We start from the raw sequence: 13,284 nt of genomic DNA on the forward strand, positions 1-13,284 counted from the left end.
TGGCTGCGGGCCTCGCCCCCGTCCAGATCCTCACGGGGGGCGAGGCCCGCAGCCACCAGTCCCTTGCGATCCCGCACCATGGCGCCCTCGGTGTCCTGGGCCGCGAAGCGCTGGCGCGCGGCATCGCGCCAGAACAGGGCCGTCTGCTGGGACGCCGGTTGTGACGCGACCAGGGGCTCGTAGGCCACGAAGATGGCCTCGGCCGTCTCCTCCTCCCCCAGCCCCTGATAGAGGTTCGCCACCCGGCGGTAGTAGTTGAACTCATCCGCAGGCAGCGGGCTGACAGGCCAGGCCGGCAACCACTGGCGGGCCTGGGCCCTGTCTCCCCTGGCCAGGGCCAGCTCGGCCAGGCCAAGCCGGGCCTCTGGCTGCCGGGGCGTGCGGGCCAGCACCTGGCGGTAATACTCCTCGGCCCGGGCCCACTCCTCCCGCCCGGCGGCCCACTCCGCCAGGGTCAGGGTCACGGCGTCATCGGGTTGCAGCGGCAGGAGCAGCCGCTCCGCCCCCGCATCATCCCCGGCATCGTGGCGTGCCCTCGCCTGGGCGATCACCTCGTCGCGGGCGAGGCGCTGATCCAGCTCGCGCATCTCTGCGGTCCACCCCGCCCGGGGGGCGGCGGCCAGCACGCCTCTCGCCTCTGTGCCCTTCTCCTGTCCCGAGAGGTAGAGGGCAGTGGCGTAGCGCAGGGCGGCATCCTGGGGCCGCGCCGCCAGTTGCTCCCGCAAGAGCCGCTCCCCGCTCTCCGCCAGCCCGAGACGGGCCCGGGTGTCGGCGACCTGGTAGGCCAGCCAGGTCTCCTCCGGCGTCAGCGCCAGGGCCTGTTCCCGCAGGCGCAGGGCCTCCTGCAGCTTGCCGGCCCGACCCAGCTGGTCGGCCTCGTCCTGCAGCAGACCGGCCTTGAGCCGTCGCCCTTCGGCCTGCATCCCGGGGGTACCCTGCTGCGCCAGCAGGGCCAGGGCCCGCGACGGGTCCTGCTCCTTGTAGAGATCGAACAGCCGGGCCAGGGCTCGCTCCCTGGCCCCCTTCATGGCGAGTGCCTTGCGATAGGCGGTCTCGGCCTCGGCCTCGTGCTGGCGGCCCAGCTCGCTGTCCCCCAGGCCAAGCCAGGCCTCGGGCTCCTGGCCGTCCTGGGCGATGGCGCGCCGATACAGGATCGCGGCCTCCCCCCACTGTTCGCGATCGAGGGCGCTGCGCCCCTGGCTCACCAGCAGCCAGTAACGGTTGGTCGCCAGCAGGCTGCGCCATTTGTCCTTGTCGGTGACATCGGGGTTTGCCAGCACCCGTTCGAACTGGGCGATGGCCAGCGCCCGCTGATCGTTGCGGGAGTAAGCCTGCCCCAGGGCGCCCATCAGCTCGGGATCGTCCGGGTTCGCGGCCAGGGCCCGCCGCAGCTGGGCGACGGAGGCCCTGCCTCCCTCGTTGCTTGCCAGGGCCTGCTGGCGCGCCCGGTAGGCCGGCGACGCCCACATCGCCTCCTGCTCGGCGAGCAGCGCCATGCCCTGCTGCACCTCCGTGCCCGTGCCGAAGGCCGCGACATAGTGCTGCAACTCGGCCAGGCTCCGGGGCCCGACGGGCAGCTCCTTGATGCTGGTCAGCCAGATGTCGGCGGCGTCGTCGCGTTCGTAGTCACTCCTGGCCATCTGCTGCAGCAGCCCCCTCGCCTCCTGCCAGCGGCCATCGGCGAGGTAGCTGCGGGCCAGTCTGGCCCGCACCCCGGGGTGCCCCGGGTAGAGGCGGTTCAACTCCTCCAGCGCCGCCATCCCCCTGGCCCGCTGGCCGGGCAGGCGCAGCTGCAGGGCCGCGTATTCGATCGCTACTTCCAGGTTGGGAGCCATGCCATCCACGAACAGGGTGCGGTAGAGCTTGTCCCCCTCCTCCAGCCGGCCGGCGCTGACCAGCAGCCGCGCCTGCTGCAACTGCTGGCGCTGCGCCGCATTGTTCATCGCCAGGTTCGCCATCCCCAGGCGATAGAGACGCGAGTCCGGCGCCAGCTTGCCGAGCCTGCCGAGCAGCGCCTCGGCCTCCTTGACCTTGCCGTTGCGCAGGGCCTGACGGGCCTGGGCCGCCAGCAGCTCGGGATGATCCGGGTCCACCAGCGAGAGGGAGTAGAGGGCGTTGCTGACCAGGTCCTCCCGGCCGGTCGCCTCCCCGAGGCGCACGCGCTCCAGCAGGGACGAGACGGGTTCGACGGCGGCCTGGGCCAGGTTGCCGCTCACCAGGACGGCGAGCAGGCAACCCAGGGTCAATCGGTTTGACATGATTCACTCCAGCGGGGTTGCAGGGTGCCATCCTCGGCGAAGCGATAGCGGCCCTGATCCCAGCCGGCGCCGAACAGGGTCAGCACGCTGCCATAGTAGGCGTCGCGCCGCACCCCTTGCCGCTTGACCTGCTCGCGCAGCGTCTCCAGAGTCGGCTGTCCCTGCGACAGGGGGAGCAGGGCGGCGGAGAACCCGGACGGCCCCTGCCCCTGGCTCAGCCCCGTCTGGCTGTCGACCCGCTCGGGCACGGCGCCGAGTTCGGCGATCCTGGCCTGCATGGGCGCAAAATGGGCCACCAGCGCCCCCTTGGCGGGGTCCTTGTCGCTCAGCATGCCGAGCCAGAGATAGACGCGAATGGCGTCATAGCTGCCCTGGGGGCCCTTGCCGGCCGTGGTCTGCCACCCTTCTCCCGCTTGCCAGTCCACCCAGTCGGGGGAGAAGCCCCGGGGCGCGCTCTCGCGCAGCAGGCGTGGCAGCAGGGTTCGCATCTCGGCCCAGGGCCCCTTGAGGGAGGCAAAGCGGGCCAGCAGTTGGGGGGGCAGGTAACTCGGGTTCAGGGTCCAGCGCCCCTCCCCCTCATAGCCTTTCGCCCCGGGCAGCAGCACGGGTCCGAGGCCAGGCAGGGTGGCGACCTCCTCCCGGGCGATGCGGCGCAGCAGCAGGGTGCCGATGGCCGAGTAGCTGTGGTTGTCCCACAGGCGCCCCGCCTCGAGCAGGTTGTACGCTATCCAGAGATCCGAGTCTGCGGCGCTGTTCTCGTCCAGCACGCCCCAGCTGCCGTCCTCCCGCTCGCCCCAGAGCCAGGATGGCAGGAAGCCGGTCAGATCCCCGCGGGCGAGCTGGCGCTCGGTCCAGTCCAGCAGGCGGGAGAAGGTCTCCCTGTCGTCGTTGACCAGGGCGAAGAAGAGGCCGTAGCTCTGCCCCTCCGAGGTGGTGATGCGGCGCCCGTCGGCAGGATCGATGACCCTGCCCTCCTCGCTGATGTAGTGCTCGCGGAAATGGTCCCACTCCGGCCACTGGCAGGCGGCCAGCGCCGGCAGGGAACACAGGGCCCAGAGCAGCAGGACCCCACAGACATTCTTCATCTGAGTCATCTCTTAGTCTTCCTTCAGACGGCGACGGCTGGCGCTGGCGAGCAGCACCCTCAGGCCCCAGCCCAGCGCCAGCATGCAGATCAGGGTCAGCACGGCGAGGCGCAGCGGATAGCGGGCGAACAGCTGCCAGAGGCGCTCCCACCACGGCAGATAGCCCACCTCGTAACGATCCCCCACCTCCAGGCTCTTCACCCCGGACTCCCGGATGATGCTCACCGAGCCCGCGACCTTGTCGCGCTGCGCGGGGTTTTGCAGGGTGTCGTTGAGCAGCTTGCCCCCCGCCGGCCCGTCCGCCAGCAGGGCCACCAGGCTGCGCTGATCGTGGGTCGGCGATTGCAGGCCGAGGATGACGGCGATGGCCCGGTTGCCCGTCATCCCCACCCGGGCCTGGGGCTCGCGGTCGGCCATGGTGTGGAGCAGATCCCCCTGGTGCTGGCGTGCGGGCTGGTTGACCCAGGAGCGCGTGGCCTGCAGCAGGGCATCCGGCTCCACATCCCGCCGGAACTCCTCGGGCAGGGTGCCGATGAGCAGGGTGTCCAGATCGGCGGTGCGCGCCTGCTCCCAGTCATCCAGGATCCGCAGGGAGAGGGCCGGGTAACCGGTCTCGGCCCCGATGGCGCCCAGGGTGTCGAGCAAGGTGGTGATCTGCTCAGGGTGGGGTTTGGCGGGCATGACCACCTGGGTGTCGGCGAGATCCGCCATCCGGCTGAACGGGAAGCCCGCATAGGAGAATGCCTTGAGGTTGGGCATCTCGATGAAGTGGCGATAGCCACTGAAGTCGATGGTGGAGCCGTCGTCGATGCGCACCTGATGGGCGGGCGGCATCACCAGATCGCAGCGACCGTCCGCCGAGCCGCCCATGGCGTACTGGGCATACTCGAAAGCGAAGCTCAGGCTGTTGGCCTGGGTGGTCTTGAGACCTGGCATGCGCAGGGTCGTGGCGTCGTCGTCCGCGGCGAACCAGAGCGGCAGGGTGAGCCACTGCTCACTCTTCACCTCGCCCGGCTCGAGGGGGTAGGACTTCATGAACTGGCCGTTGACCGCCACATCCAGCCGGGAGCCGTCCCGCAGAGTCGGCGAGGAGTAGTGGTACTTGAGGTTGGCCTTGATGCCGCGCTCACCCATCAGATAGAGATCCGGCGGCAGGCGCAGGGTCAGGTTCATGGGCCAGAGGCGACGACCGGTGGCCTGCAGCTGGTTCGGGTAGTCCATCAGCTCGTCGAAGCGCGTCGGCCGATCGAGGCGCACCCAGTTCGGCGCGTCGTATGGCTGGCGGGGCGCCAGGGGCTTCACCTCGTCCACCTGTACGCTCTGGCCGCGCAGCAGCACCTCACCCCGGGCCAGCCCCGTGGCTGCGGTCAGCAGATCCTGCTGATCCCGCCCCAGGATCAGCAGCAGCTTCACATAGGGGTTGTCGGGGGAGCTGATCATGTCGATGGTCGGCCCCTTGACCTCGGGATAGTCCGCCAGGAAATCCGGGCGAGCGTCGTTGGTGGCGAAGATCACCCCGTTGCGCTCGGGCAGCCGGTTGATGAGCACGGGGAAGTGCTGCCCCCGCCACTGCGCCCTGGTGCCGAACCAGGAGGCCAGCACGGCCGCCGCCTGCTGCTGTTCGAGGGGCACGTCGCCGCTGAACACCATGGGCAGGATCAGCTTGCCGTCGTCACGGACGTCGAGGAACGGCATGGGGAAGAAGGAGAGCTCGTTGCGCACCGGCAGGGTCTGCAGCTCAAGGGTCAGCTTGCTGTCCCGGTTCACGTTGAGCCAGAGGGTATCGCTCGCCGGGTTCTCGCACACCTGCTGGTAGTGGCCGACGAAGCTCACCTTGAGCCGGTTGAAGTCCTTGGCGTAGCGCGGATCCAGCTCGATGCGGGCATGGGTGCGCGCCCCCATCTGCTCCCGGGTCAGGGCGGTCACCCCCATCAGCTCGTCATTGAGGTAGACCTTGACCTGGGAGATGAGCGGCAGCAGGGAGGGCGAAGGCGTGAAGTCGAGGTCCAGCGTGGCCCCGGTGACCACCTCGTCGCGCCGCACGGTGAAGTCCGCCTGACCGTCCGGGACATTGCCGCGCAGGGACAGGGTGCCCGGTGACGAGGACATCTGCTCGAAACTCAGGGACAGGTTGCGCACCGGTGCGGACACCGGCGCCAGGGGACCGGTGGCCTCGGCGGCCGCCGCCCCCTGCGCCATCAGCAGGAGAGGGATAAGGTAGCGTTGTGGTTTCATCATCCTTTCACTGTCTGTGTGGTCGGAGCCCCGGACCGGAAATCCGGCGAGACGCGACGAGGAACGAAGGAGAGCAGCCAGCGAGCCAGCTTCTCGAGGAGAATGCAGATGCCCCCGAGGGGGGAGGTACGGAGCAGGCGCCAGTAGGCCCCCCACCCCAGCAACGTGATGTCGAGCAGGCTGTGGAGCGGGCGATCCTTGCCCAGGCGCTGCTGCCACAAAGACCAGGTGTCGGCCCGGGCGAAGGTGCACTGGATGAAGGCGACGTGCTGCCCCTGATCCATGGGGGCCAGCTCCAGCCCCAGCTTGCAGCCGAACGCCCGCTGCACCTTGGCGGCGAACGCCTGCTCCCGCTGGTCATGGCGCAGCAGCAGCCAGACCCGCTCCTTGGGGGCCAGCGGCAGTGGGGTCTCGAGCAGGACGCCGACCCCGCCGTTGGAGTAGTCCTTGACGGTGCAGGGGTAGAGGTGGCCGTTGGCCAGCTTGATGGCCGCCGGCATCACCATCTCCACCCGCGGGTTCGCGCGCACCTGGCGCGACTCGAACGCTACCGCCAGTGCCCCGCCCAGTATGGTCATGTTGTAGAGGGCCCACAGCATGCTGAGGATCAGGGTCGGCACCTCGTCCGCCGGCCCCGTCGCGATGCGCCAGATACCGAACCCCAGCCCGCACAGGTTGAGCAGGATCAGCAGCAGATAGGGGCGGGAGACGGCGAGATCCAGGAACACCTCCTCCGTCATGCCCCCCTTGGCGGTCACGTTGAACTTGCCCTTGTGGGGGGCGAACAGCGCCACCGTGGTCGGCCGCGCGATGTACCAGGCCAGCACCGTCTCGTAGACCTCCCCCCAGAAGGAGTGGCGCACCTTGCCCTGCAGCCGGGAGTTGGTCAGGGCGCTGTGGAAGATGTGCGGCAGCATATAAAGCGCAATGGCCGCCGCCGGCGCGTAGATGATGTAGGCGTGCAGGATGAGGAAGGCGAGCGGCGCGGTCAGGAAGATGAGGCGCGGGATCCCCGACAGGAAGTGCAGCATGGCGTTGAAGTAGCAGAGCCGCTGCCCCAGGTTCAGCCCCTTGCCGAACAGGGGGTTGTCCAGGCGCAGGATCTGCACCATGCCCCGCGCCCAGCGGATGCGCTGGCCGATGTGGGCCGACAGGCTCTCGGTGGCGAGCCCCGCCGCCAGCGGGATCCGGATGTAGGCCGAGGTGTAGCCGAGGCGATGCAGCCGCAGGGAGGTGTGGGCATCCTCGGTGACCGTCTCCACCGCGATGCCGCCAATCTCGTCCAGGGCCGAGCGCTTGATGACGGCGCAGGAGCCGCAGAAGAAGCTGGCGTCCCACATGTCGTTGCCATCCTGCACCAGACCGTAGAAGAGCGCCCCCTCGTTCGGCATCTTGCGAAACCGTTGCAAGTTGTGCTCGAACGGATCGGCCGAGAAGAAGTGGTGGGGGGTCTGCACCACCCCCAGCTTGGGATCCCGGTAGAACCAGCCCACCGTCATCTGCAGGAAGGAGCGGGTGGGCAGGTGGTCGCAGTCGAAGATGGCGACCAGATCCCCGCTGGCCATCTTGAGGGCGTGGTTGATGTTGCCCGCCTTGGCGTGCTCGTGGGTCGGCCGCGCCACGTAGCGGATCCCCGCCTCTTCGGCGAAGTCGCGAAACGCCGGGCGTTCCCCGTCGTCCAGCAGCCAGATGGTGAGCTTGTCGGCGGGCCAGTCGAGCCCCATGGCGGCGTAGACGGTGCCCTTGACGATGGCGAGATCCTCGTTGTAGGTGGGGATCATCAGGTCCACCCTGGGCCACTGGGCCGGGTCCGCCGGCAAGGGCGCCGGCGGGCGGTGCAGGGGCCAGGCGGTCTGCCAGTAGCCGAGCAGCAGCACCACCCAGGCATAGGTCTCTGCGGCCAGCAGCAAGAGGCCGCAGGCCAGGCTGACGGGGTCGAACCAGTCCAGGGTGGAGGTGTAGCGCCACCAGATGTAGCGGCAGGAGACGGTGAGGGAGAGCACCATCATCATCAGCATGGGGTAGCGGCCCGGCACGGCGCGCAAGACGAAGGCCATCCCCATCAGCACGATGACGAACATCAGCTGGGCCTCCAGGGTAAACGGCTGGGTGACGCAGAGCAGGGAGAGGGCGCCGGCGACCACGCAGAGCAGCACGCTCTTCCAGCGCGCCTCCCTGGGGGTGGCCCTGGCCGCCGCCAGTCCCCTCTCCTCCTGCTGGATCAGGAAGGCGCCCAGGGCCTGGGTCCCCCACTGCCAGAGCCGCTGCCAGGAGGCGGGCCAGCGCAGGGGAACCGGCTTGGGACGGCGCACTAGCATCCAGAGACTCTGCAAGAGGATGCGCACGGGATCCCCTGCCCTGGGGCGCGTCAGATGGGGATAGAGGCCGCGGGCATTGCCCAGCACCCATTGCCAGCCCGGGCGCTCCAGGGGGAAGAGGGTCCAGGCCAGCAGCCAGCCCAGGGTCAGCGTGGCGGCCCCCAACCGGGAGCCACCGCGCTGGCGCAGCTCGCGATACCGCTGCGAGCACCAGAGGCTTGCCGCTGGCGTCAGCATGAGGTCTCGCCCCCTTCGCTCAGGCACCAGCTGGCCAGCGTCATCAGCTCGTGGGCGATCAGGCTGGCGGGGGCATGGCGCCCGACCGGTAGCTTGGCGGCCATGGCTTCGGCCATCGCCTCGTCCCGGTGCAGACGCAGGTTGAGCAGGGGCAGCCCGCCCGCCTGCCAGAGGTCCAGCAGATCCTGCTGCAGGGCCCGGCGGCTGGTGAACTGGGTCACCAGCAGGCGCTCGTCGGCCTCCCAGCGGTGGCGGTAAAGTCGCACATGGCAGTTGGCATCGGCGTTGACCACCAGCAGGCGCCGGCAGGGGAGGCCCGGCAGGCCCGTCGTGGGCACGTCCAGCAGCACCAGGTCATAGCCGGTGATGGCCGCGAGCCAGGGGCCCGCCGACACCCCGGCCGCGCCGCCGTGGGGCAGCAGATCCAGCCCCTCTTCATAGCGGTAGAGCGCCGATGCCCATTCACCCGCCGGATCCGCCAGCCGGCTCCAGCCCCGGGGATCGTCGTGGGGCAGGCCGAGGTGGATCCCGAGCAGGTTGTCCTGGCAGAGATCCACCGCCAGCACCCGGGCCCCCTGCTCCCTGGCCGCCAGCGCCAGACCGGCGACGATGGAGGTGGTCCCCACCCCACCGCGGATCCCCTGCAACGCGACCAGATTCATGCACGCCTCCCCGGGGCCGGTGCATCCGGCCCCTTCACATCCAGCTCCGCCAGCAGCGGGAAACGCGCACGCAAGACGTTCAGGCGCTCACGAAACGCGATGTCCTGGTAGGAGAGGGTGACACCGAAGGCCTGCTGAACCATGGCCACGTCGCTCACCACGCCCCCCTCCACCGGCACGCCGAAGGGATCCTGTATTGCCTGCCGTCGCTCGTTCTGCATCGTCGCCTCCGACCTCATCGCGGATAGGGGACCCAGTCCCCCTGCCCCAGCTTGATCTGGTACTGGTTCTGATACTCGATCACGACCGAGCCCTGGTTCTCCGACACCGGGGGGGTCGCCGGCAGGCCTCCCAGCAGGGCATCCCAGTCGATGCGCTCGCTGCCGAAGAGATCGCCGCTCACCAGGCGGGAGACCAGCTCGGAGATCGCCAGGAAGCTGCTGGGGGTGTCGATGGTGCGGGTCCCCTCGTGGGGTGCCCTGGTGCCGAGCAGGGCGACGCCGACCGGCACCTGGGTAATGCTCGGGCTGGGGATGTCACGCAGACCCGCCATCTGCATCTTGTCACCGGCGAGTGCCGCACCGTGTTCCGGCACCACCACCACGGCCACCTTTCGGCCTGAACTCTCCAGCGCCGTCATGAAGTCATCCAGCTGATCCAGCAGGGCCTTGAGCCTGGCCTTGTAGGGAGCAATCTTGTGGTTGGCCGCATAGCGGTTGCCGTCGTGCAGGGCGATCAGGTTGAAGAAGGTCATGTTGCGCGCCGCCTGGTTCTTCTCCCGCTCGCTCAGCCAGCGCCCGAGCAGGGCGTCTGTGCGATAGATGGGCTCACCGTCGAAGGAGGCGAGGTCATGGGTCAGCCCCGCATTGCTCATGGGGGTGACATCCAGCCCGGCATACTCCTGCAATCCCTTGAGGTAGTTGCCGAAGGCCCCCGAGTGATCCATGGCCACCTGCTTGGCGAAGCCGAGCCGGGCCAGGTTCTCGAACAGCAGGCACTGGTTGGGGGCCGTCACATAGAGGTCCTGATGGCTGGTCTGCCCGCAGCTGGCCCGCAGCAGGCGGATGGAGCTGGGGCCGCTATAGGAGGTGGCGGAGTTGAAGCGGTTGAAGCGGATGTCGAAATGGTGCCAGACCGGATGACCGGCCAGGCCGCTCGCCTCCACGTCGCTCCAGGCGAGGGAGCAGACATTGATGATGAGCACGTCGAAGGGCGTCGCCTGGGCAGGTAGCGCACTCGGGAAGTGCACCAGCCTGTCCTGCTCCTCCCGGTAGAAGTCGGCGAGATAGGCGTTGAGGTTCTCGTTGGTCGGGGGCGCGCTCTGATCCAGCTGTTCGTCCATCGACACCACCGGCCGGGCGGGATCGGACTGGGACGCTGGGGCGCCGCTGGATGCCTGCAGGCCCCGGGCGGCAGTGGCGTCCCCCATCAGGGGGGAGAGCCAGAGCCAGAGCAGGGTCAGCAGGATCCAGGGGGTGAAACGCAGCCACTGGGCGATGAAGAGGTAAAGGGTCAGCATCACGAAGCCGGCGCCGACCATCTCCCAGTTGATGAAGCGCCCGAGCAGCTCCAGCCAGTAGTCCAGGGTGAAGGAGAAGACCTGGCTGCCCTGGGCACGGATGCTCTCCATCCCCGGCAACCAGGTGTCGTGGTAGAAGAGCCCCGCCCCTATGGGCAGCGCCAGCCAGTGCCGCAGACGCCGCAGACCCGTCCCCGGCAGGGGAAAGATCAGGAAGGCGGCGAACACCAGGTTGATCAGGGGATGAAAGTTGAGGTAGCCCCCCCAGAGCAGGGCAAACTTGGCAAGGAAATAGCTGTTCCAGCCGCCCAGGCCATGCCAGCCCAGCCAGGGAGAAGCGGCGTCAGAGACGTGTCGAGTCATCGGCGATGAGTCACCTGTTGTCGTGGGCCCCTGCCAGGGGACCCGGGCACACTGCAAGCGTGGTCAGAATGGTAATCGGCTTATTATGCAACTAATCGATCGGGCCCGAAGGGCGCACCATGACCCGCAGATAACCGGATGATTGCCATACTCCACCGCCATTTCGCCTCAATATTATCCAAATGACCCCACAAAAGGCACCCGGGACCACCAAAATGGGGGGGATCGACCGCCGAGAGGACCGCTTTCCCCAGGGCTCGAAAGACCACCTTGCACGACAACAATTGTCGCTCTCGTCGCCATCGCGAACAGCTTGAGGCCACCTTCGGATTGCGCCATGATAACGGCCCCGGCCCGTGGCCGGCCGAATTGGACAGTCAACTTCAAGGACCCCCCATGTTTGAACACGTCGATGCCTATGCTGGCGACCCCATACTCACGCTAGTCGAAACCTTCCACAAAGATACCCGCGAGCAGAAGGTGAACCTGGGGATCGGCCTTTATTACGACGAGCAGGGTCGCATCCCGCTGCTGGCGTCCGTACAGCAGGCCGAGGCCCAGCGTGCCGCCACCCCGGCCCCGCGCCCCTACCAGCCGATGGAAGGCGCCGCCAACTACCGTACCGCGGTGCAACACCTGCTGTTCGGTGCCGACCACGAGGCGGTCAAGGCCGGTCGCATCGCCACCATCCAGACCATCGGCGGCTCCGGCGCCCTGAAGATCGGCGCCGACCTGCTCAAGCGCTACTTCCCGACCTCCGAGGTCTGGGTCAGCAATCCCACCTGGGACAACCACAAGGCGATGTTCGAGGGCGCCGGCATCAAGGTGCACGACTACCCCTACTACGACGCGGCCACCGGCGGCGTGCAGTTTGACGCCATGATCGACTGCCTGGGCAGCCTGCCGGCGAAAAGCATCGTGCTGCTGCACCCCTGCTGCCACAACCCGACCGGGGTGGATCTCTCCCGCGCCCAGTGGGACCAGGTGATCACGCTGGTGGTGGAGAAGAACCTGATCCCCTTCATGGACATCGCCTATCAGGGCTTCGGCGACGGGCTGGAAGAGGATGCCTACGCCATTCGCGCCATGGTGGCCGCCGGCGTCAGCTTCTTCGTCAGCAACTCCTTCTCCAAGAACCTCTCCTTCTACGGCGAACGCTGCGGCGGCCTGTCGGTCATCTGTCAGGATACCGAAGAGGCGGGCCGGGTGCTGGGCCAGATGAAGGCCACCGTGCGCCGCAACTACTCCAGCCCCCCCACCCACGGCGGCCAGATCACCGCAGCGGTGATGAACGACGCTACCCTGCATGCCATGTGGGTCGACGAGGTGACCGAGATGCGCACCCGCATCAAGGCCATGCGCCAGAAGCTGTTCGAGGTGCTGAGCGCCAAGGTGCCGGGCCGCGACTTCAGCTACTTCATCACCCAGCGCGGCATGTTCAGCTACACCGGCTTCACGCCGGAGCAGGTGGACAGACTGCGCGAGGAGTTCGCCGTCTACCTGGTGCGCTCCGGCCGCATGTGCGTGGCGGGCCTCAACAGCCGCAACGTCGACTACGTGGCCGACGCCATGGCTGCCGTCCTTAAGGGCTAAGCCCCGCAAGCCCCGCTCAGGCGGGGCTTTTTGTTTGTCCCGTTTGCTCGTGGAACCGTTATGGATCTCATTGCCCTCTCCCGCCTCGGCGGCCGCCACCTGGTCACCCTGCACCTGCTGCTGGACACCCGCAGCGTCACCCGCAGCGCCGAGCGCCTCTGCACCACCCCCTCCACCGTCAGCAAGACCCTCAACCAGTTGCGGGATCTGCTGGGGGATCAGCTGCTCTACCGCCAGGGCAACCAGCTCCTGCTGACCCCGTTTGCCGAGCGGATCGGCCCAAGCCTGCGCCGCCTGCTGGGGGAGCTGAACGGCCTCACCAGTCAGGAGGGGTTTATGCCGGCCAGCTGGCAAGGCGAGCTGACCCTCGCCATGCGCGAAAGCAGCATGGTCTGGCCCATGGGGCCCATACTGGGGAAGCTGATGCAGGAGGTGCCGGGGCTGGTGCCCGTCATCCACAACAAGGACGAGCAAGGGCTGGCGGCACTGGCGGCGGGCAAGCTGGACTTCGTCATCCTGCCCCATGATCAGAGCCAGCCGGTCCCGGGTCTGCCCGGCCTGGTGTGGGATACCCTGCGGGAGGACGCCCTGGTCTGCCTGCTGCGCTCGGATCACCCGGCCCTGGCCGGGCAATGGGATCTCGATGCCTACCTGAGCTGGCGCCACCTCGCCATCCGCGACGACGAGCTGGCCAACCCCTTCTTCGAGCAGAGTCTGGCCCAGCACCAGGTGCAGCGCAGGCTGGGGGCCAGTCTGCCGGATTTTGGCAGCGCCGCCGCCCTGCTGCGCCAGAGCGATCTCGTGCTCACCGCCGTCAAGGGCTGGGCCGAGCACGCGACGCCCCACGGACTGGTGAGCCGACCGGTGCCCTTCGATTACGGCGCCGTGACCCACAGCCTGGTGTGGTATGGGCCCCTGGGGGAAGATCCCGCCCTGCGCTGGTTCCGCCAGCGGATCCTGCAACTGGCCCGGGAGCTGGACACCCCCGGCTGATACCCGGCAGCCTGGCCGCCG

9 protein-coding genes are annotated in these 13,284 nt (G+C 68.4%); 2 read left to right on the top strand and 7 right to left on the bottom strand.

The window, feature by feature from the left end; translation table 11 throughout:
* The 7 genes from BN1136_RS12730 to bcsG all read right to left on the bottom strand — a co-directional run.
* A partial coding sequence (locus BN1136_RS12730) for a tetratricopeptide repeat protein (RefSeq protein ID WP_043808601.1) occupies positions 1-2,258 on the bottom strand: 2,258 nt, incomplete at its 3' end.
* Complete coding sequence (gene bcsZ, locus BN1136_RS12735; RefSeq protein WP_043757869.1) at positions 2,243-3,352, bottom strand: cellulose synthase complex periplasmic endoglucanase BcsZ; 1,110 nt, start codon at positions 3,350-3,352, stop codon at positions 2,243-2,245. The genes bcsZ and BN1136_RS12730, both read right to left, overlap by 16 nt.
* 3 nt (positions 3,353-3,355) lie before the next feature.
* Entirely contained in the window at positions 3,356-5,578 is a 2,223-nt protein-coding gene (gene bcsB, locus BN1136_RS12740) for a cellulose biosynthesis cyclic di-GMP-binding regulatory protein BcsB (RefSeq protein ID WP_231557876.1), read from the bottom strand.
* A complete protein-coding gene (bcsA, locus tag BN1136_RS12745) occupies positions 5,578-8,133 on the bottom strand; it encodes a UDP-forming cellulose synthase catalytic subunit (RefSeq protein ID WP_043757864.1) in 2,556 nt (851 codons plus the stop codon). Before bcsA ends, bcsB begins: the two co-directional genes overlap by 1 nt.
* Positions 8,127-8,795 (bottom strand): cellulose biosynthesis protein BcsQ, encoded by a 669-nt coding sequence (gene bcsQ, locus BN1136_RS12750; RefSeq protein ID WP_043757862.1) that lies wholly within the window; start codon positions 8,793-8,795, stop codon positions 8,127-8,129. The genes bcsA and bcsQ overlap by 7 nt, the downstream gene beginning before the upstream one ends.
* Positions 8,792-9,016 carry a cellulose biosynthesis protein BcsR gene (bcsR, locus tag BN1136_RS12755; RefSeq protein ID WP_043757859.1) on the bottom strand — a complete coding sequence of 75 codons (225 nt, stop codon included), beginning with the start codon at positions 9,014-9,016 and terminating at the stop codon, positions 8,792-8,794. Before bcsR ends, bcsQ begins: the two co-directional genes overlap by 4 nt.
* 14 nt (positions 9,017-9,030) lie before the next feature.
* Positions 9,031-10,677, bottom strand: coding sequence for a cellulose biosynthesis protein BcsG (gene bcsG / locus BN1136_RS12760; RefSeq protein WP_043808599.1), 1,647 nt, complete (start codon positions 10,675-10,677; stop codon positions 9,031-9,033).
* Between the two features lie 396 nt (positions 10,678-11,073).
* Between bcsG and BN1136_RS12765 the strand changes: the two genes are divergently transcribed.
* Positions 11,074-12,270: an amino acid aminotransferase gene (locus tag BN1136_RS12765; RefSeq protein WP_043757838.1), complete on the top strand. Its 1,197-nt coding sequence runs from the start codon at positions 11,074-11,076 to the stop codon at positions 12,268-12,270.
* Positions 12,271-12,330: 60 nt separating this feature from the next.
* The gene (locus tag BN1136_RS12770; RefSeq protein WP_043757835.1) at positions 12,331-13,263 is read left to right on the top strand and encodes a LysR family transcriptional regulator; all 933 of its coding nucleotides are present in this window, start codon (positions 12,331-12,333) and stop codon (positions 13,261-13,263) included.
* The last annotated feature ends 21 nt before the right edge of the window (positions 13,264-13,284 follow it).

The sequence above is a fragment of the Aeromonas taiwanensis genome (assembly GCF_000820165.1).
In the GTDB taxonomy this organism is placed as follows: domain Bacteria; phylum Pseudomonadota; class Gammaproteobacteria; order Enterobacterales; family Aeromonadaceae; genus Aeromonas; species Aeromonas taiwanensis.

Excerpts from the sequence above, each read along its gene's own strand:
- bcsB (WP_231557876.1), bottom strand. The coding sequence starts at position 5,578 with ATGAAACCACAACGCTACCTTATCCCTCTCCTGCTGATGGCGCAGGGG.
- bcsR (WP_043757859.1), bottom strand. The coding sequence starts at position 9,016 with ATGCAGAACGAGCGACGGCAGGCAATACAGGATCCCTTCGGCGTGCCG.
- BN1136_RS12765 (WP_043757838.1), top strand. The coding sequence starts at position 11,074 with ATGTTTGAACACGTCGATGCCTATGCTGGCGACCCCATACTCACGCTA.
- bcsA (WP_043757864.1), bottom strand. The coding sequence starts at position 8,133 with ATGCTGACGCCAGCGGCAAGCCTCTGGTGCTCGCAGCGGTATCGCGAG.
- bcsG (WP_043808599.1), bottom strand. The coding sequence starts at position 10,677 with ATGACTCGACACGTCTCTGACGCCGCTTCTCCCTGGCTGGGCTGGCAT.
- bcsZ (WP_043757869.1), bottom strand. The coding sequence starts at position 3,352 with ATGACTCAGATGAAGAATGTCTGTGGGGTCCTGCTGCTCTGGGCCCTG.
- bcsQ (WP_043757862.1), bottom strand. The coding sequence starts at position 8,795 with ATGAATCTGGTCGCGTTGCAGGGGATCCGCGGTGGGGTGGGGACCACC.
- BN1136_RS12770 (WP_043757835.1), top strand. The coding sequence starts at position 12,331 with ATGGATCTCATTGCCCTCTCCCGCCTCGGCGGCCGCCACCTGGTCACC.